The organism is Enterococcus sp. DIV1298c, from assembly GCF_017316315.1.
Taxonomy (GTDB): Bacteria; Bacillota; Bacilli; order Lactobacillales; family Enterococcaceae; genus Enterococcus_B; species Enterococcus_B mangumiae.
Window position 1 is genome coordinate 20,063 of record NZ_JAFLWG010000005.1, and the last position, 19,799, is coordinate 39,861.

20 protein-coding genes and 1 other annotated feature are annotated in these 19,799 nt (G+C 38.3%); of the genes, 15 read left to right on the plus strand and 5 right to left on the minus strand.

All coding sequences use genetic code 11. The features are described from left to right. Positions 1–460: 460 nt before the first annotated feature. The 4 genes from rpmH to jag all read left to right on the plus strand — a co-directional run bounded on the left by rpmH (position 461) and on the right by jag (position 2,646). The gene (gene rpmH / locus JZO83_RS01145) at positions 461–595 is read left to right on the plus strand and encodes a 50S ribosomal protein L34 (RefSeq protein ID WP_002293121.1); all 135 of its coding nucleotides are present in this window, start codon (positions 461–463) and stop codon (positions 593–595) included. Between the two features lie 118 nt (positions 596–713). Next, on the plus strand, positions 714–1,070 hold the full coding sequence (gene rnpA / locus JZO83_RS01150) for a ribonuclease P protein component (RefSeq protein WP_206856683.1): 357 nt from the start codon (positions 714–716) through the stop codon (positions 1,068–1,070). Continuing rightward, entirely contained in the window at positions 1,067–1,888 is an 822-nt protein-coding gene (locus JZO83_RS01155) for a YidC/Oxa1 family membrane protein insertase (RefSeq protein WP_206856684.1), read from the plus strand. The genes rnpA and JZO83_RS01155 overlap by 4 nt, the downstream gene beginning before the upstream one ends. Positions 1,889–1,902: 14 nt before the next feature. Continuing rightward, positions 1,903–2,646 (plus strand): RNA-binding cell elongation regulator Jag/EloR, encoded by a 744-nt coding sequence (gene jag / locus JZO83_RS01160; RefSeq protein ID WP_206856685.1) that lies wholly within the window; start codon positions 1,903–1,905, stop codon positions 2,644–2,646. Positions 2,647–2,808: 162 nt separating this feature from the next. Here the strand turns inward: jag and JZO83_RS01165 are convergent, their stop codons facing one another. Beyond that, the gene (locus tag JZO83_RS01165; protein WP_206856686.1) at positions 2,809–3,147 is read right to left on the minus strand and encodes a heavy metal-binding domain-containing protein; all 339 of its coding nucleotides are present in this window, start codon (positions 3,145–3,147) and stop codon (positions 2,809–2,811) included. Positions 3,148–3,487: 340 nt separating this feature from the next. Here JZO83_RS01165 and mnmE point away from each other — a divergent pair, with 340 nt between their 5' ends. Both mnmE and mnmG read left to right on the plus strand, forming a co-directional pair. Next, complete coding sequence (gene mnmE, locus JZO83_RS01170) at positions 3,488–4,885, plus strand: tRNA uridine-5-carboxymethylaminomethyl(34) synthesis GTPase MnmE (RefSeq protein WP_206856687.1); 1,398 nt, start codon at positions 3,488–3,490, stop codon at positions 4,883–4,885. Between the two features lie 17 nt (positions 4,886–4,902). Further along, the gene (mnmG, locus tag JZO83_RS01175) at positions 4,903–6,804 is read left to right on the plus strand and encodes a tRNA uridine-5-carboxymethylaminomethyl(34) synthesis enzyme MnmG (protein ID WP_207114801.1); all 1,902 of its coding nucleotides are present in this window, start codon (positions 4,903–4,905) and stop codon (positions 6,802–6,804) included. A 79-nt stretch (positions 6,805–6,883) separates the two neighbouring features. Here the strand turns inward: mnmG and JZO83_RS14450 are convergent, their stop codons facing one another. After that, entirely contained in the window at positions 6,884–7,447 is a 564-nt protein-coding gene (locus tag JZO83_RS14450) for a VanZ family protein (RefSeq protein WP_347401498.1), read from the minus strand. A gap of 236 nt (positions 7,448–7,683) precedes the next feature. Between JZO83_RS14450 and JZO83_RS01185 the strand changes: the two genes are divergently transcribed. From JZO83_RS01185 to guaB, 9 genes are all read left to right on the plus strand, one after another. After that, positions 7,684–8,199 carry a hypothetical protein gene (locus tag JZO83_RS01185; protein ID WP_207114803.1) on the plus strand — a complete coding sequence of 172 codons (516 nt, stop codon included), beginning with the start codon at positions 7,684–7,686 and terminating at the stop codon, positions 8,197–8,199. Between the two features lie 503 nt (positions 8,200–8,702). Continuing rightward, positions 8,703–9,416, plus strand: coding sequence for a 16S rRNA (guanine(527)-N(7))-methyltransferase RsmG (gene rsmG / locus JZO83_RS01190; RefSeq protein ID WP_206856710.1), 714 nt, complete (start codon positions 8,703–8,705; stop codon positions 9,414–9,416). An 11-nt stretch (positions 9,417–9,427) separates the two neighbouring features. Beyond that, positions 9,428–10,195 carry a ParA family protein gene (locus JZO83_RS01195; protein ID WP_206856693.1) on the plus strand — a complete coding sequence of 256 codons (768 nt, stop codon included), beginning with the start codon at positions 9,428–9,430 and terminating at the stop codon, positions 10,193–10,195. Then, positions 10,182–11,072, plus strand: a complete 891-nt coding sequence (locus JZO83_RS01200; RefSeq protein ID WP_181055239.1) for a ParB/RepB/Spo0J family partition protein — start codon at positions 10,182–10,184, stop codon at positions 11,070–11,072. Before JZO83_RS01195 ends, JZO83_RS01200 begins: the two co-directional genes overlap by 14 nt. A 17-nt stretch (positions 11,073–11,089) precedes the next feature. After that, positions 11,090–11,281: a DUF951 domain-containing protein gene (locus JZO83_RS01205; protein ID WP_010734580.1), complete on the plus strand. Its 192-nt coding sequence runs from the start codon at positions 11,090–11,092 to the stop codon at positions 11,279–11,281. 8 nt (positions 11,282–11,289) lie between these two features. Then, complete coding sequence (ychF, locus tag JZO83_RS01210) at positions 11,290–12,390, plus strand: redox-regulated ATPase YchF (RefSeq protein ID WP_206856694.1); 1,101 nt, start codon at positions 11,290–11,292, stop codon at positions 12,388–12,390. Positions 12,391–12,469: 79 nt separating this feature from the next. Then, complete coding sequence (locus JZO83_RS01215; protein WP_206856695.1) at positions 12,470–13,165, plus strand: DUF1129 domain-containing protein; 696 nt, start codon at positions 12,470–12,472, stop codon at positions 13,163–13,165. A gap of 234 nt (positions 13,166–13,399) precedes the next feature. Further along, complete coding sequence (locus JZO83_RS01220; protein ID WP_207114804.1) at positions 13,400–13,732, plus strand: hypothetical protein; 333 nt, start codon at positions 13,400–13,402, stop codon at positions 13,730–13,732. Positions 13,733–13,949: 217 nt separating this feature from the next. Continuing rightward, the gene (guaB, locus tag JZO83_RS01225; protein ID WP_206856700.1) at positions 13,950–15,434 is read left to right on the plus strand and encodes an IMP dehydrogenase; all 1,485 of its coding nucleotides are present in this window, start codon (positions 13,950–13,952) and stop codon (positions 15,432–15,434) included. Between the two features lie 68 nt (positions 15,435–15,502). On the opposite strand, the gene serS is transcribed toward guaB, so the two are convergent. The 3 genes from serS to JZO83_RS01240 all read right to left on the minus strand — a co-directional run bounded on the left by serS (position 15,503) and on the right by JZO83_RS01240 (position 18,946). Continuing rightward, positions 15,503–16,774, minus strand: a complete 1,272-nt coding sequence (gene serS / locus JZO83_RS01230; RefSeq protein WP_207114805.1) for a serine--tRNA ligase — start codon at positions 16,772–16,774, stop codon at positions 15,503–15,505. Positions 16,775–16,824: 50 nt separating this feature from the next. Then, positions 16,825–17,039, minus strand: a binding site (T-box leader). 25 nt (positions 17,040–17,064) lie between these two features. Next, the gene (locus JZO83_RS01235) at positions 17,065–18,270 is read right to left on the minus strand and encodes a HAMP domain-containing sensor histidine kinase (RefSeq protein WP_206856712.1); all 1,206 of its coding nucleotides are present in this window, start codon (positions 18,268–18,270) and stop codon (positions 17,065–17,067) included. After that, positions 18,257–18,946 (minus strand): response regulator transcription factor, encoded by a 690-nt coding sequence (locus tag JZO83_RS01240; RefSeq protein ID WP_010734587.1) that lies wholly within the window; start codon positions 18,944–18,946, stop codon positions 18,257–18,259. Before JZO83_RS01240 ends, JZO83_RS01235 begins: the two co-directional genes overlap by 14 nt. Positions 18,947–19,799: the final 853 nt, after the last annotated feature.

Consider the following 19,799-nt stretch of genomic DNA (forward strand, 5'->3'; position numbering starts at 1 on the left):
AGAAAAATATTTTTTATAACAATTATCCACATTATCCAGAAGGAAAAAAAAGAAGAAAATCACAGAGAGGAAAAAAAGATATCCACAAGAGTAATCAACAGGTGGATAACTGCTGGATAAGTAACGATTTCCCCAGCATGTTGTGGATAAAAAATGTAATAAGGACAATAGATACAGAAATTAATACACAGAAAATAAAGAATTTGTGGATTTCTTATTTTCAGCTGTTTATTCTGTGTAAAAACTGAGGTCAAAATGCTGTGGAAAACTTTTGTGCATAACTTTATCCACATTGAAAACACAGAGAGAAAAATACCTATTGTGGATAAAACGAAGAATTATTTTATAGATAAAAGCTTTTTTTATATTGACAAATCCCCTATGTACTCGTTATACTATCAAAGTATGTCTGTGTTTAATTCATGTACATGTAGATAAGAATTTCTGGAGGTGGAACAAGATGAAAAGAACATACCAACCAAATAAACGTAAACGTCAAAAAGTTCACGGATTCCGTAAACGTATGAGTACTAAAAATGGACGTCGTGTTTTAGCTAGCCGTCGTCGTAAAGGAAGAAAAGTTCTTTCAGCTTAGACCACTGGGGTTACAGTGGTTTTTTTTATGCCCTTTTTTAGGGGAAAGGGTGAAAGACTTATAGTAAATATGGTATGATTGGGAACGTAAGTGAGAGATAGAAAAGGAAAGAAAACGAATGAGAAAAGCGTATCGAGTGAAAAAAGAACGAGAGTTCCAAGCGGTGTTTCAAACTGGCGCTTCCTTTGCTAACCGTAAGTTTGTCGTGTACCGCTTAGAAAAGAACGAGCAACCGCATTTTCGTGTTGGCTTATCTGTAGGTAAGAAAGTCGGAAACGCTGTATGTCGCAATGAAGTAAAACGAAAGATCCGTGCAGCGATTTATTCATTAAAAGAAGAGATCGAGCCGGAATTAGATTTTATTGTGATTGCTAGACCAAGCATTAAAGGATTGACTTACGATGAGATTCGCTCCAACTTAGTCCACGTCTTAAAGCTTGCAAAAATAATCGACAGAGAGGAAAAGAGTAAGTGAAGAAATACAAACGTTTACTTTTGATGGCCGGGCTTGTCGGTCTGATCATCGTCTTATCCGGTTGTGGAACTGGAGAAGTCAGCGCACAAAGTACAGGAATTTGGGATCGCTACATTGTTTATTATTTTGCAGAAGCGATTAAAGCATTGTCATTTGGGAATGTCGGCATCGGGATCATCTTATTCACGATCATCATTCGAGTGATTTTATTACCATTGATGCATTTCCAAACAAAAAGCATGCGTAAGACCCAAGAACTTCAACCAAAACTAAAAGCGATCCAACAAGAATATAGTTCAAAAGACCCTGAAACACAAAGCAAGTTAAGAGAAGCACAACAACGATTATATGCCGAAAATGGTGTGAATCCTTATGCGGGATGTCTTCCATTATTAGTACAAATGCCAATCTTGATGGCTTTGTGGCAATCGATCTCTCGTGTTCCTGAGTTAAGTCAAGGTCACTTCTTATGGTTGAACTTAGGGAACTCTGACCCAACCTTTATTTTACCAGTCTTGGCTGCGATCTTTACTTTTGCAAGTACGTATCTATCAAGTATGAGCCAAGTAGAATCGAATGCTTCCTTGAAAGTCATGAACTTTGCGATGCCAGTGATGATCTTAGTTATGGGTGTCAACTTAGCCAGTGGTCTTTCATTATACTGGGTAGTATCCAATGCTTTCCAAGTGTTCCAAACACTATTGATCAATAATCCATTTAAAATCAAACGTGAGCGCGAAGAAGAAGCGCAACGCATCCGTGAAAAAGAACGCGCATTGCGTAAAGCACAAAATCCTAAGAAAAAACGTAAAAAATAAGGGAGGGAATGCAAATGCCGATTTATGAAGCTGCAACCGTAGATGAAGCTGTTGAAATTGGATTGAATGAATTAGGACTAGCAAAAGAGCAAGTCGCTATTGAGATACTTGATGAAGGAAAAAAAGGATTTCTCGGAATGGGAAAAAGAAATGCCAAACTTTCAATCGAACCGAATATCAGCGAGGCTGTATCTGAAACGATTGAAGAAACCGTAGAAGAAGTATTGGAAGAAACATCTGTTCAAACAGAAATTACGGATGAAATCGAACCTGAGGAATCGATTGAAGAGAAAAGTGAATTAGGTGACGAAGCAGCTTTATCGGAATTAGCAACCTATCTCACGGAGATCTCCCAACAACTGAATGCGCCAGCTGTAGTAAAAATGACAAGAGAAGCAAATTCGATCGTTTTCCATCTAGAAACGGATAAACAAGGTTTGTTGATCGGTAAACATGGAAAAACGCTGAATGCCTTACAATATTTAGCACAAGTGTTTATTCACCGAGTTGCCGGTAACAAATTATCCGTAGTGGTAAATGTTGGAAATTATCGCGAGAAAAGACAAGAAATCATTCAACGTCTAGCTGAGCGTACGGCAGAAAAAGTCTTACGTACAGGACAACCCGTGTTTTTAGAACCAATGCCCGCCTTTGAGCGTAAACAGATCCATGCGGCGTTAAGTAAACATGAAGGAGTGCAAACTCACTCAGAAGGTGATGAACCATATCGTTACTTAGTTGTCGAGCCAGTCAGATAACTACTACGCATCAAATGATTCGAAATCGTACGATCAGATTGACAAACTTTTTCAAACAAAGTATATTTTATTAGAAATCATTCTTATCGGAGTATACGATGGTAGTCTTTACTTTGGTAGAAAAAACGTGCAGAGCATTCGCTCTGCACGTTTTTTTGTTGATCAGCCAATCGTTGTTTGAACAAATTGGATCACGGTACCATAGGCAAAAAGCTCAATGACCTGTTTTCCATCTCGCGATTTTTGCTGATACTCAAAGTGGCAATTGATGACAGCATTTGCGCCATAATCTAACACTTTCTTTTTCAATTTCTGTTTCGTCGTTAAAAACATATCATCACTATTGAATGTAGGATCGAATAAGTCCGCTTCAATACATTCCGCGACAAATACGATGTCTCTGACGATATATTTTTGATTGATATTCCCCGTTGATAGTACGACTTCATTGATCCTTGGATCATCTATCCCGTCCACTGCACTTGGTTTAAATTGGGCCATATTTTTTGCTCCTTTCGGTAAAGAAAAAGTATGTAGATACCGTTACAATTTAAGTGTAACGTTTTTTGGAACAAAGATAAAGATATAAGAGTAGATTTACTTCTATAGCGCGTTATCTAATGAATACATCTAACCAAAACAATCTTGCGCAGAAAAAGTTTAAGAATGAGTAATCACTCTCGTAAAAATAGACAAAAAAGCTTGATTACTAGAAATAGATATGATAGTCTATGACCAGAATTTAAACAGAACAAGCAGTCAAAGTGCGAAGTTCACCATTTATTGCAAAGGGTGAAGTGGGCACTTTTTTTGTGCGTAAAATGAAAAAGGAAGTGAAAAAATGGCTGAAATAACCTTAGAATTTGATACGATCGCAGCAATCTCTACGCCACCTGGTGAAGGAGCGATAAGCATTGTGCGTTTAAGCGGTGATCAAGCGCTAACCATCGCCAATAAAGTCTATCAAAGCGGCAATAAGCAGTTGTTGGATGTTCCTAGTCATACGATTCACTATGGGCATATCGTTGATCCCAAAAGTGAACAATTAGTGGATGAAGTGATGGTATCTGTGATGCGCGCACCAAAAACGTTCACCCGTGAAGATGTCGTGGAAATCAATTGTCATGGTGGAATCGTCGTCGTCAATCAAATTTTACAGCTTCTATTAAGAGAAGGTGCACGTTTAGCAGAACCAGGAGAATTTACGAAACGCGCATTTCTAAATGGCCGTGTTGATTTGTCTCAAGCAGAGGCAGTCATGGATTTGATCCGTGCAAAAACAGATAAGGCGATGGGCGTGGCATTGAACCAATTAGACGGAAACCTTTCTGCGCTGATCCGTTCTCTTCGACAAGAGATTTTAGAAACATTGGCACAAGTCGAAGTGAATATCGATTACCCTGAATATGATGATGTCGAAGAATTGACAACAAAACTTCTATTAGAAAAAGCACAGATGATCCAACAACGTATTGAAGTTCTTTTAGCGACTTCACAACAAGGGAAGGTTTTACGAGAAGGGTTAAGCACAGCTATCATTGGTCGCCCAAACGTTGGGAAATCAAGCTTATTGAACCATTTATTACGTGAAGAAAAAGCGATCGTGACGGATATTGCGGGAACGACAAGAGATGTGATCGAAGAATACGTCAATGTTCGCGGCGTACCATTGAAGTTGATCGATACAGCAGGTATTCGGGAAACAGAAGATATCGTCGAACAAATCGGTGTCGCCCGCAGCCGTAAAGCTTTAGCTGAATCTGAATTGATCTTACTTGTCTTGAATCAAAGCGAGCCATTAACGATTGAAGATGAACAGTTATTGGAAGCAACAAAAGGCTTGAAACGGATCATTTTATTGAATAAAACAGATTTACCGAAACAACTAGAGGAAGAAAAGCTTGCCTCATTAATTGAAGATGAGCCGGTATTCGCTGTATCGGTTGCTAAGAATGAAGGATTAGATCGATTAGAAACAGCAATTTCTGAGTTGTTTTTCGGTGGGCAAACGGGAGAAAGAGATGCAACTTATGTATCCAACACACGACATATTGCCTTACTAGAAAAAGCGGCTATTTCGTTACAAGAAGTAATCGCGGGAATCGATGCAGGAATGCCCGTCGACCTAGTCCAAATGGATATGACACGATGCTGGGATTACCTCGGTGAAGTCGTAGGAGATAGTGTCCAAGATGAATTGATCACACAATTGTTCAGTCAATTCTGTCTCGGAAAATAATAAAGGAGGAACAGTTCTTGAATCATTATCAAGCAGAAGAATATGATGTGATCGTTGTCGGAGCAGGACATGCTGGTTCAGAAGCCGCTTTGGCTGCTGCACGCATGGGGTCAAAAACGTTACTGTTAACGATCAATTTAGACATGGTGGCATTTATGCCATGTAACCCTTCCGTCGGCGGTCCAGCCAAAGGTGTTGTTGTTCGTGAGATCGACGCACTAGGTGGTGAAATGGGTAAAAACATTGATAAAACATACATTCAAATGAGAATGTTAAACACTGGAAAAGGCCCTGCTGTCCGAGCATTACGTGCGCAAGCAGACAAGCACGCCTATGCCAATGAAATGAAACATACGATTGAAAAAGAAGAGAATTTGACATTAAGACAAGGAATCGTTGAAGAATTGATCGTTGAAGATGGTGTTTGTCGTGGTGTAGTAACTTCAACAGGAGCGAGTTATCGTTCAAAAGCAGTCGTTATCACTGCGGGTACAGCATTGCGTGGGGAGATCATCATCGGTGAATTAAAATATTCATCCGGTCCCAATAACTCACAACCATCGATTGGTTTAGCGAATCACTTAAAAGAATTAGGTTTTGCGATTGATCGTTTTAAAACTGGGACTCCGCCACGTGTGAAATCAAGTACGATCGATTACTCTGTCACAGAAGAACAACCTGGTGACAAGGAGCCAAATCATTTTAGTTTTGCGACACCAGACAGTGCCTATAACTTAAACCAAGAACCATGTTGGTTAACTTATACTGGTGAAACGACCCATCAAATCATTCGTGACAATCTTCATCGTGCACCAATGTTTACAGGAATCGTTGAAGGTGTCGGTGCGCGTTACTGCCCGTCAATCGAAGATAAAATCGTTCGTTTTGCGGATAAACCACGTCATCAATTATTTTTAGAACCAGAAGGATTGAATACGGAAGAAGTTTATGTCCAAGGGCTTTCAACTTCACTTCCAGAAGATGTCCAAGTGGATATGCTGCATTCGATTGCTGGCTTAGAAAAAGCAGAAATGATGCGTACAGGCTATGCTATCGAGTACGATGTCGTTGAACCACATCAGTTACGTCCTACATTAGAAACCAAAGTCGTAGAGAACCTTTACACAGCTGGCCAAACAAATGGCACAAGCGGGTACGAAGAAGCGGCAGGACAAGGATTGATTGCAGGAATCAATGCGGCATTGAAAGTCCAAGGCAAAGAGCCATTAGTTATCAAACGAAGCGATGGCTATATCGGTGTCATGATCGATGATTTAGTGACAAAAGGAACGAATGAACCGTACCGTTTACTGACATCTCGGGCAGAATATCGTTTACTTCTTCGTCATGACAACGCTGACCTACGCTTAACGGAAATGGGTCACCACATTGGTTTGGTAAAAGAAGAGCAGTACGCCGCTTATTTGAAAAAGAAAGCAGCAGTAGAACAAGAAATCAAACGATTGATGAACGTTCGGATCAAACCAACAGAAGAAGTTCAAGCCTTTTTAGCAAGCTTGAATGCTGCTCCATTAAAAGATGGCGTATTAGCCAGTGACTTCTTGCGTCGTCCGGAAATCTCTTATGCAGATCTCTTACGATTCATTCCTGAAAATGAGGAATTAACACGCAAAGAAATCGAGCAAGTCGAAATCCAATTGAAATACGAAGGCTATATCAAAAAAGCATTAGAAAAAGTAGAAAAACTAAAACGGATGGAAGCAAAACGCATCCCAGAAAATATTGATTATGCTGCGATCAACGGATTAGCAACTGAAGCAAAACAAAAACTTCAAAAAATCCGTCCAGAAACCATCGCCCAAGCAAGCCGCATCAGCGGTGTCAATCCAGCAGATCTAAGCATCTTGATGGTGTATATTGAACAAGGGAAGATTGCGAAAGTAGAAACATCTGCTTAAATAAGAAATAAAAAAATAACAGCTGATGAATCATCTGATTCGTTCGCTGTTATTTTTTTTATAAAGAACATAAATTGATTCACTTATGTAAAAAAGAAGAAACCTGAATATCCAATCGACTGATCAGAAACCTATGTATACAAGCACTTAAAAGAAACCCACAAGTATTTACAAAAACATCGCCCATATCAAAGATTCCTAGGTAAAAGAAATATTGAATCCATTCAACTCCTAAAACAGATAAAATGACCAAAAAACTACTCTTCCAACTTAATGGTAACATCCAGCCTAGCGGGAGAAACATCAAAAAATTAAACAGAACAATCATTGGATCGCCGGAAATCAAATCCTTCACCCATGAAAAAAGTTGAAGTTCCATCCCTCGTATCCCAATATTTTTCAAGAAAAGTAGATAAACAAGAAAAGAGAGATAGAGAAAAGAAAAAAAGATCAGCCATTCCCGATAGATTTTTCTAGTAAAAAGGCACTGGATACTGACATAAAGGGAGAGCGCAATAATTATCACTAAGAAAAAAGGAAACCAAAAATCGACAGAACCAGAAGGTGGAAAAAGCGTAATAGAATAGTAGTAGAGGTAACGCATGAAAAACCAGCGAGAAAAAAGTAGGCAAGAAAGAAGCATTAAAAAATTTAAAAATAACAACTTTGCTTTTATTTTAATCTAAAAAACCTCCTTATTATTGTTATAATCAGTTGAGATGAGCTTTATAGACGAATAGACGTCACAATAATTGTCTTTCTCACTATAAGTATACATAAAATAACTAAATATTAAAATGTGATCGCAGAATAAAATGAAGTATACGTATCTTATTGTGAAGCATTGACAAAAATAGTAGCTAACTGAAAGGAAGATATATGAATAAACGACTTTGGCTAGGTGTGTTAGTAGTAATTATCTTAGGAGGAATCGGAGGGAAAATGTACATAGATAAAAGGGAAGAAGACCGCCAAGAATTGCTGGAAATACAGAAAGATTTGGCGAATTATGTGTACAATAATTATCGGTTATATACGACGAATGATAAGGAAACTGATAGATTTACACAACAATATAGTAATGGAGAGTTGACAACAGAAGAGTATGTAGAAAAAGTTGTAAGTGTTAGGAACTATATAGATATAAACAAAATAGAATTTACTGGATATACAGTAAGTCCAATGAATTTTTTAGAAGTACATTTTAATTTGAATAGCTCTAACAAGCATATCGCAACTTTGGGAGTAAAATCTGCAGAAACAAATAAATGGCGCTATAATGTCGATATAGGTAGAAAAAAGACAGAAGACAAGTATTTTATAGAAGTAAGAGAGGTTCCTAGTGAAATAGAAATACCTACTAAAATAATTGAATATTATTACGGAGGTTTATAAAGTTGAGCATGGAGAAATTGAACTGAACACTAAAATTGGAGAAAAACAAGATTATTTAGTTATACATACCATAGATACCAATAAAGATACAATTGGTAATGAATCTAAACCAAAGAAAAACAGAACACAGGCAATGGTTGTAGCTGAACTTAAGGATTGGTAACTCAAAAAATCAATGAGATGGTGGCACGTGACAAAGAATTAGCGAATCAATTGTTCTGATATTTGCGACAAAAACGCAGAAGCGATCATTATTTACCTTTCTGCCACATTTAACTGAATAATGAAAATAAAGGAGTGTAGGCAACAGGCAAAACACTCTTTTTTGTTTTGCCTGATTCGTAATCATTTTTCTATTTTAGAAGCTGATTTACGCTCTATACAAATTTTTCATAACCTCCTTTAAATTTATATATGGAAAGATTGCAACTCGGCTCATTTTGCGTTAAAGTAGGAAGAGATTCTGTGAAACAATTAGCTGTTTCACAATGAAAGGACAAATTATGACACCAGAAGAATTTCGCCAAGTCTTGGCAGAAAAAGACATTCATTTATCCGATAAACAAATGGCGCAGTTCGACCGTTATTTTCATTTATTAGTTGAGTGGAATGAAAAAATGAATTTGACGGCGATCACTGAACGAGAAGAAGTCTATTTAAAACATTTTTACGATTCGTTGACGTTGGCGTTTGATGTTGATTTTTCAACTGGCCTGTCTTTATGTGACGTTGGTTCCGGCGCTGGATTTCCGAGTATTCCTTTAAAAATTGCCTTTCCTGAGTTACAAATAACGATTGTTGATTCCTTAAATAAGCGAATCACCTTTTTGACTGAACTGACCAATCAATTAGAAATCGATGCGTCTCTTTACCATGATCGAGCAGAAACATTCGGACAAAATCCGCAATTTCGCGCATCGTTTGATTTTGTAACCGCACGTGCAGTGGCACGTTTGAACGTATTGACGGAGCTGTGCTTACCGTTAGTAAAACAAGAGGGCTATTTCTATGCATTGAAAGCTGCGAAAAGTGAAGAGGAACTAGCAGAAGCAAAACCAGCGATTGCTCAATTAGGTGGTAAATTCATTGGAGAACAAGCGATTGAATTACCTAAAACCTCCGATAAACGCCACATTTTGATCATCCAGAAAAAGAAACCAACACCGAAGAAGTATCCAAGAAAACCTGGCTTGCCGAATAAGCAACCAATCAAGTAGGAGGAGAAGAGATGGCACAAATTATATCCGTTGCAAATCAAAAAGGCGGCGTTGGTAAGACAACGACAACTGTAAATCTAGGCGCTTGTTTAGCCAGTTTAGGTAAACAAGTGTTGTTAGTGGATATGGATGCACAAGGAAATGCAACAAGCGGAGTAGGCATTCGTAAACCTGATGTGACACAAGATATCTATGATGTATTAGTCAATGAGTTGCCAATTGCCGAAGCGACAATTGCTACTGAACATGAAAACTTGAGTATTGTGCCTGCCACTCTTCAATTAGCAGGAGCAGAGATTGAATTGACTTCAATGATGGCAAGAGAATCACGTCTAAAAAGTTCATTGGCTGAAGTCAACGAGCAATACGACTATATTTTAATCGATTGCCCACCCTCTTTAGGACACCTCACGATCAACTCATTTACTGCCAGTGATTCGATTTTGATTCCTGTGCAGTGTGAATACTATGCGTTAGAAGGATTAAGTCAACTATTGAATACCGTTCGCTTAGTACAAAAGCATTTCAACCCTGAGTTAGAAATCGAAGGGGTACTATTAACGATGTATGATGCCCGTACAAATCTAGGCAATGAAGTGGTCGAAGAAGTACGGAAATATTTCCGTGAAAAAGTGTATGACACAGTGATTCCTCGGAATATCCGTTTGTCAGAAGCACCAAGTCACGGAAAACCAATCATTGATTATGATCCGCGTTCCAGAGGGGCTGAAGTGTATCAAGCATTAGCAAAGGAAGTGGTCGATCGTGAAGAAAAGTAAAGGACTAGGTCGGGGAATCGATGCGCTGTTTCAAGATTTAGAAAATCTAGAGACAGTGAACGTGAAAGATGAGACCGTCATTCAGTTGCCACTAAATGAATTGCGTCCTAATCCATATCAACCACGTAAAACATTTGAAGAAGTATCATTGCAAGAATTAGCGAATTCGATCGAGTACTCTGGTGTCTTCCAACCAATCATCGTTCGTCGTTCTTCGGTGAAGGGTTATGAGATCATCGCAGGTGAACGACGCTTCCGTGCGTCTAAGCTAGCTGGAAAAGAAACGATTCCCGCAATCGTAAGAGATTTTGACGAAGAAGCAATGATGCAAGTTGCTGTGTTAGAAAACTTACAACGCGAAGACTTGAATCCTTTAGAAGAAGCAGAAGCTTATGAGATGTTGATGAAGAACCTGAAATTGACTCAAGCTGAAGTTGCAAGTCGCTTAGGAAAAAGCCGTCCTTACATCGCAAACTATTTACGATTATTGACGTTACCTGATTTAGTGAAAGAAATGGTCCAAGATCAACGATTGTCTATGGGGCAAGCTCGGACATTACTTGGATTGAAAAATAAACAGCTGATATTAAAGTTAGCAAATCGTGTTGTGACAGAGAATCTAACGGTTCGTCAATTAGAACAACTTGTTTCAGAACTGAATCAAAATGACGGACAAGAAAAGAAAAAAATTCCACGTTTAGCTAAGGAAAAACCGTACTATATCCGTGAGAGTGAAGATCGCTTGATGGATAAATTTGGAACAAGTGTTGCGATCCAAGAAAAGAATGGTAAAGGTAAGATTGAAATCGAATACCTTTCACAAAATGATTTGACTAGGATTCTTGATATTCTAAATATTCAATTTGATGAAGAATAAACAGAGGAGGGCATGTTATGTACGACTTACATGATATCGTAGAAATGAAAAAACCTCATGCTTGTCAAACGAACCGTTGGGAGATCATCCGAATGGGCGCTGATATTAAGATCAAATGTATGAATTGTGGTCATATCGTGATGATGACCCGTCGAGAATTTGAGAAAAAGATGAAAAAAGTACTTGAAAAAAATGTAGAGAAAGAGTGAATGAATTTATGGCATTAACTGCTGGAATTGTGGGCTTACCCAACGTAGGAAAATCAACTTTGTTCAATGCAATTACAAAGGCGGGGGCAGAAGCTGCCAACTATCCTTTTGCAACGATCGATCCAAATATCGGGATGGTCGAAGTACCTGATTGGCGTTTACAACGTCTAACAGAGTTAGTAAAACCGAAGAAGACTGTACCAACAACTTTTGAGTTTACCGATATTGCAGGAATCGTAAAGGGTGCAAGTAAAGGTGAAGGACTAGGAAATCAATTTTTAAGTCATATTCGTCAAGTAGATGCGATTTGCCATGTGGTACGTTGTTTTGACGATGACAATATCACTCACGTAGAAGGACGTGTTGATCCTTTAGCCGATATCGATACGATCAATCTAGAACTTGTTTTAGCTGATCTAGAATCCGTAACGAAGCGTTACACACGTGTGGCAAAAATTGCCAAAACAAAAGATAAAGAAGCAGTTGCTGAATTAGCTGTGTTAGATAAAATCAAACCAGTTTTAGAAGACGGACGTTCTGCACGTTCCATCGAATTTACGGAAGAAGAACAAAAAATCGTTAAATCTTTATTCTTATTAACGACAAAGCCTATTTTATATGTGGCTAACGTGGCAGAAGATGAAGTAGCAGATGCAGATGCAAACAAATATGTTCAAGCAGTTCGTGATTTTGCAGCGGAAGAAAATGCAGAAGTGATTGTCGTTAGCGCCAGAGCAGAAGAAGAAATTGCGGAGTTGGACGACGAAGATAAAGCTGAGTTCCTTGAAGCATTAGGAATTGAAGAGTCAGGTTTGGATCAATTGATTCGCGCTGCATATGATCTATTAGGATTAGCGACCTATTTTACAGCAGGTGAACAAGAAGTCCGTGCGTGGACATTCAAAAAAGGAATCAAAGCACCACAAGCTGCTGGAATCATCCATACCGATTTTGAACGTGGCTTTATCCGTGCAGAAACAGTCTCTTTTGAAGATTTAGACCAATACGGTACGATGCACGCAGCGAAAGAAGCTGGACGTGTACGATTGGAAGGGAAAGATTATGTCGTTCAAGATGGCGATGTTATGTTATTCCGTTTTAATGTATAAAAAGGCTATCATACGGTGTATGTGATATGTTAAAATGTCTTTTGTGACAACCGTCAGCGTCTAAGGAGGACTGTAAATAATGGAAGCAGAACAGTTACGAGAAGTCGTAAAAGAAAATGCGCAGTTAGAAGAGCAACTAACAAAACGTAATCAACAATATATTTTTGACTTAAAGAAGTCGCTAGAAGCAGCGAATTTATCAGAAGAAGAAAAAGTAACGGCTTTGCATGATATGTTACCCGTTTTAGTATCTGAGCAAAAAGGTGGGAAAACCGCCCGCCAATTATTTGGAACGGTATCTGAAAGAACAGAAGCAATCATCAATAAACCAGTCGAAGTGAAAACTTCTTCGACGCCAATGTTGATGTGGTTAGATAATACGTTACTCTTACTTGGATTATTAAGTGTGATGATCGCAATCACTGGATTGTTTTCACGTGAAACAACGCCCGCTTACGGCATCACTACGCTTGTCCTAGGTTCGGCTATTGGTGGCTGGGTGTTTTACTTGATGTATAAGTATATTTATCAATATGAGTACCCAGGTGCTGATCGTAGTAAAAAACCTGGAATGGGTAAAACTTTGTTGATCTTAGGTGGAACAACATTGATTTGGGTCATTGCCTTTTCAGCAACGACGCTATTGCCACCAATCGTTAACCCATTGCTAGATCCAGTAGTGATCATCATCATTGGTGCAGCAGCTCTTGCATTACGTTACTACTTAAAGAAAAAATATGGCATCGTCGGCAGCCTGTCTGTTCCAAGAAGATAATTCGTTGGACTTAGCCATTGATTTGTTTACGAAAATAGATATAGAAAAGAATGTGCAGCGTAATGCTGGCACATTCTTTTTTTACTTTTATTTCTAGCAATCTTACAATGACGATTATGCGATCAAAACACTCTTTTTTTACGAGGATAAAGAAATATAAATTACTAGTGTTATAATCAAACAGAAAGATTGCTTGTGTTATAGAATTAGTCAAACGATAAAGGGGGAGCGTAGATGAAAAAAGTAAAGTGGATATTTTCAATCAATGCTGACGGAGTGTTTCCTTTTGGTTATGCAGGAATCAAAACTGGACAGTTTGTTCTTGGGCATGGAAGAGCTTTCCAACAAGAACTAACGTCTTTATTGGGACCAGAAATCGAATTAGAATTTATTAGCTATAATACAAGAAACCCTGAGGCACCGTCTGCTGATTTAATTGTATACACAGATGTCGATGAAAAGTATCTTGATGAAGAGACAAAGAAAAAGGGGTTAAGTATTCCATATAAACTCTATTATTTGAATGAGATTGAAAAAATCAAAGAATCGATTGAAGCAAACGTTTGAAACAAACTTTTTCTTGAGTCTAAACAGACCAAAAACGAACGAAATAGGAATCAACAGCAAAACGAGAGGATGTTCAGATAATACTGGAACGTTCTCTTTTTTTAGGATTCACTGAGTAGTTCCTTAGAAAAGTCATGGGATTAGTAGAAGTTGTTGACTTACAAAAGAAAATCGATTATTTTAGTAGATAAACTAAACAAGAGGAGTGGTACTAAAAATGTCCAACTGGGAAACAAAGTTCACGAAAAAAGGATTTACTTTTGATGATGTCTTATTGATACCAGCAGAAAGTCACGTGTTACCAAACGAAGTGGATATGAGTGTACAATTAGCAAAAAATATCAAATTGAATATTCCTATCATCAGTGCAAGTATGGATACCGTTACTGACAGTAAAATGGCGATCGCTATGGCAAGACAAGGCGGTCTAGGTGTAATCCATAAAAATATGACAATCAGCGAACAAGCAGACGAAGTACGTAAAGTGAAACGTTCTGAAAGTGGCGTGATCATTGACCCATTCTTCTTGACGCCACAACACTTAGTTGCAGATGCAGAAGAGTTGATGAGCAGATACCGGATCAGTGGTGTGCCAATCGTTGAAACATTGGAAAACCGCAAATTAGTAGGAATTATTACAAACCGTGATATGCGTTTTGTTACAGACTTCCATATCGAAATCAGTGAAGTCATGACAAAAGAAAACTTAGTAACAGCCCCAGTAGGTACTTCTCTAAAAGATGCAGAAAAAATCTTGCAACAACATAAAATCGAAAAATTACCGATCGTTGATGACGCAGGCCGATTAAGTGGTTTGATCACGATCAAAGATATCGAAAAAGTAATCGAGTTTCCAAATGCAGCAAAAGATGAACATGGCCGTTTATTAGTAGCTGCAGCAGTTGGTGTGACGAGTGACACATTTGAGCGTGCGCAAGCTTTACTTGATGCTGGTGCCGATGCAATCGTCATCGATACAGCTCATGGACATAGTGCGGGCGTGATCCGTAAAATCCAAGAAATTCGTACAACCTTCAAAGATGCAACGTTGATTGCTGGTAATGTGGCAACAGCAGAAGCAACAAAAGCGTTATACGATGTCGGCGTGGACGTTGTGAAAGTAGGTATCGGACCTGGTTCGATTTGTACGACACGTGTCGTTGCGGGTGTAGGTGTTCCTCAATTAACAGCGATTTACGATGCCGCTTCAGTTGCACGTCAATATGGAAAAACCATTATTGCAGATGGCGGGATCAAGTATTCTGGTGATATCGTCAAAGCTTTAGCAGCTGGTGGACATGCGGTCATGTTAGGTAGTATGTTGGCAGGGACAGATGAATCACCAGGTGAATTTGAGATCTATCAAGGTCGTCGTTTCAAAACATATCGTGGAATGGGTTCATTAGGCGCAATGGAAAAAGGTTCAAAAGACCGTTACTTCCAAGGTGGTACGAATGAAGCGAACAAGTTAGTTCCAGAAGGTATTGAAGGTCGCGTAGCTTATAAAGGAAGTGTAGCGGACATTCTCTTCCAAATGATCGGCGGCTTAAAATCAGGGATGGGGTATGTTGGTTCAGCAACCTTAAAACAATTAAGAGATGACGCCCAGTTCATTCAAATGAGTGGCAGTGGTCTGAAAGAATCTCATCCACATGATGTACAAATCACTAAAGAAGCACCAAACTACTCTGTAGAATCATAAGCAATTTCTTGAATCGAAAAAAGCAGCTAAGCATTCGTATAAACGAATCACTTAGCTGCTTTATTTGTTTATTTGATTACTTTTAGATTCCCCATGTAAGGAACAAGTACTTCTGGAACTGTTACAGAACCATCTTCGTTTTGATAGTTTTCAAGGATTGCCGCAACGGTACGTCCAACAGCAAGTCCAGAACCATTCAATGTATGCGCATAATGGATTTTTCCATCTGCATCTCGGTAACGGATCATTGCTCGACGTGCTTGGAAATCTTCACAGTTTGAGCAAGAACTGATTTCACGATACGTATCTTGCGCAGGAATCCATACTTCCAAATCGTACGTTTTCGCTGCTGAGAAGCCCATATCTCCAGTCGATAATGTCATGACGCGGTATGGTAGATGTAGTTTTTTCAAAATATCCTCTGCATCAGCAGTCATTTTTTCAAGTTCTTCATATGAATGTTCCGCATCAGCAAATTTTACCATTTCTACTTTATTGAATTGATGAAGACGAATCAATCCACGGGTATCACGACCCGCACTACCTGCTTCAGAACGGAAAGCTGGGCTAAGTGCAGTAAAGTAAATAGGAAGATCTTCATTCGCTAAGATTTCATTACTGTAGTAGTTCGTTAAAGGTACTTCTGCTGTTGGGATCAATGTTAAATCAGTTTCAGCTAATTGGAAAACATCTTCTTTAAATTTAGGAAATTGACCAGTACCAAACATGGCTTGGCTGTTTACAGCATAAGGTGTCATCATTTCAGTATAGCCATGTTCATAGACGTGTTGATCTAACATAAAATTATAAAGCGCGCGTTCTAAGCGAGCACCTAGTCCTTTATAATAAACAAAGCGACTGCCTGATACTTTTGCACCACGTTCAAAGTCAAGAATACCTAGATTTTCAGCAATTTCCCAGTGAGGCTTTGGTTCAAAAGCAAATTGACGAGGTTCACTCCAACGACGAGCTTCCACATTGTCGTCTTCATCTTTACCGACTGGCACAGAATCATGAGGCAAGTTAGGTAACGTTGTAGCGATTTGTTGTAATTTTTCATCGACTTCTGCTACTTCTTCATCTAATGCTTTGATTTTTCCACCGACTTCTTTCATTTCAGCAATCTTAGCAGTGGCATCTTCTTTATTACGCTTTAATTGAGCGATTTCAGCAGATACATCGTTGCGGTATTTTTTCAATTCTTCACTTTCCACCAACAATTTTCGACGAGATTCATCTAGCGCTACAAATTCAGCTAAGATTTCTTTATTAACGCCACGTGACGTCAATTTCTCTTGTACATAATCAACATTTTGACGGATCATTTTAATATCTAACATTTCTTTTCCTCCTTTTTTATATAAAAAAAACCAGCTCATCCAAAGAAATATCTTGGGACGAACTGGTTTGAGTTTCGCGGTACCACCCAAGTTCAGCCTAAAAAAGACTGCACTTGTAAACAGATAACGGCTGTTGCCGACCTTTCTTATTTCGAAAGGCACATGTTGGTGAACTGGAACTTCTAAATTATTCTTTACTGATTTGCACCGACCATCAGCTCTCTTGAAAAAAATAAAATGTACTGGGTTCACTGTTTTCTTTTATTGGTATTCTAAGAATAGCGAAAAATTTAGTTGCCGTCAATATGTTCTACTGGATTAGCCGCTAACTTTTCATTCTTTTTAAGTGGAAAATGCATGATAAAGGAAGTCCAATCTTGATCTGACTTCGCATAGATATAGCCTCCGTGTAGCGCAACGATACTTTGTGCAATCGCTAGACCAAGCCCTGTTCCACCAGTTTCCTGTGAACGAGATTCTTCTACACGATAAAATCGATCGAAGAGATTATCAAGTGCTTGCTGTGGAATCATGGCGCCATTGTTTTTGACGACAACAACGACTTCCGAACCAAGTTTTTCAATGCCAATGATGATTTTTGTAGCGCCTTTGCCATATTTTAGTGCATTGGTCAGTAGATTATTGAATACGCGGACTAACTTTTCAGTATCACCATCCATGATCAGAGAATTGATAGGCGATTCAACAAAAATCTGGATGTCCTTTTTCGAAGCTTCAAGTTCAAAATCAGCAGCCAATTGTTCCGTTAATTGAATCAGATCAAATGCAGAAAAATTAACAGGTACAGCTGGTTGCCGGACTTTTGTATATTCAAATAAATCTTCTACTAAAGATTTCATTTGCTTGGCTTTGATATAAGCTGTATGCGTGTACTTCAACAGATCTTCTTCTGTTTGGTACTGGCCATCTTCAATCAGGCCTAAATAGCCAATGATCGAAGTCAAAGGTGTACGGATATCATGACTGACGTTCGTAATCAGTTCATCCTTTGATTTTTCGATTTTACGTTCATCTTCGATCGCTGCCACTGTACTATCCACTAAGCCATTGATACTTTTGACTACACGACTGAGATCGCCACTTAATTCAAAAGGGATACGATGGTCATAATTTCCATTCGCGATATAATGCAATTCACTAATGATATGACGCAACTGCATTTGTCGGTAACGACGAATCAGACGCCAGTACAATACACCGACATCTAATAGAAAGAAAATAGGAAAAATGAAATTTCGCCCGTTCCAAAACAAATCGCTATCTAAACGTTGGGCAAAAATATTTTTTGAATCCCAAATGGCGTTCGTTAAAGAAGGCGAGCTGCTGATGATCGAGCTGATAATCACTAACATGGCAACATTTAATAGAAGCAGAAGGATGATCGTAATGATTCCTTCTGCTAATAATTCACTGATTTCTTTAGATGTCAGATTGATCCGGCGTCGTTTTTCGATCACTTTTTTATCTTGCATCAATTTTATAGCCCACTCCCCAAACGGTTTGAATGACTTTTTCTCCACCAGTTGCTTCTTCGATCTTATCTCTTAAATGGCTAACATGGACCATTACTGTTTTAGCTGAAACAATACTTTCTTGTTTCCATACACGCTCAAAGATCTCGTCGGCACTGAATACATGATTAGGATGGCTAGCAAGTAAGTAAAGAATCCCAAATTCTAAGGCAGTTAATTGGATCTCTTTTCCATCGATCGTTTTGACTTCATGTGAGTCTTTATTGATGATCAACGCATTTACTTCCAATACATCCGGTTGATCCGGTGTGACTTGCATTTTTGTGCGACGTAACAAAGACTTCACACGAGCCATGACTTCAAGAGGATTAAATGGTTTTGTCACATAATCATCTGCGCCAGCTACCAAGCCCTTGATTTTATCCATATCTGTTGTTTTTGCCGTCAACATGATGATAGGGATCTGTGATTCTTTTCTTAACTCTTTGACCACTTGCATACCGTCCATCTCAGGCATCATGATATCTAAGATAAGTAGTTCAATATCAGGAATCGTTCTTACTTTCGATAACGCTTCTTTTCCATCATAGGCTTTTACTGCTTCGTAGCCTTCATTGTGTACGTAGATACTAAGTAGTTCAACAATTTCCTTGTCATCATCTGCGATTAATATTTTCATCTATAAATCCTCCATCGATTAATGTGTTTACTCTTAATATTTTAGCAAAAAAAATGATAAATAGATAAAAGCAGCGCTTTGTTAAGGAAAATTTTAGAAGAGGAGAGTGAAGCGGCGTGAAATGTATAGAGGGGAATGGAACGAAAAGCGGCAAAAAAATGCAATGAAAAATGATAAATTAAAAAAGAACGAAGGATAAGAACGCTTACGCAATCGTGGGGGGAAAAGTGCGTATTTATTCTTTAAGTTAAAAGATGAACATTCTTGTGGTTTATCTAGTTAAAATAGTAGAATAACTCGTAAAAAACGAATGATTTTGTAGTTCTTCTTTTTAACGATCGACTATGTTAAAAATGTTGATAAATCAGCCTTTTTTTAGTTGACTTTCAAAATTGATGTTGGTATATTATTATTTGTTCGAAAGAACGGAAACAAACAAATCGATTCTTAAAATTAGTGATTGACATGTTTGTTGACACATGATAAGATAACGAAGTTGATTTTGAGTGATTCACTGATTGAAGTTAGTTTCGCAAAGAAAAAAACAAAAAAAGTGATTGACAAATAACAAACAACAAGTTATTATAAGTGAGTTGCTAAAACGACCTCGTGAAAAACGAGTTCAAAAAACTTTTAAAAAATAGTTGACAATCAATTAATGGTTTGCTAAGATATAAAAGTTGCTACGGCAATCACAAACGATAAACGAAGCAGTTGTGTTTCATTTATCACGTAGACCTTTGAAAACTGAACAAAGTAAGACAAACCAAATGTGTAGGGCGTCTTGATTCAATTCAAGACAACAAACATTTTTAACAAGCAAGCAATATGCTAGCAATATGCTAGCAAACAA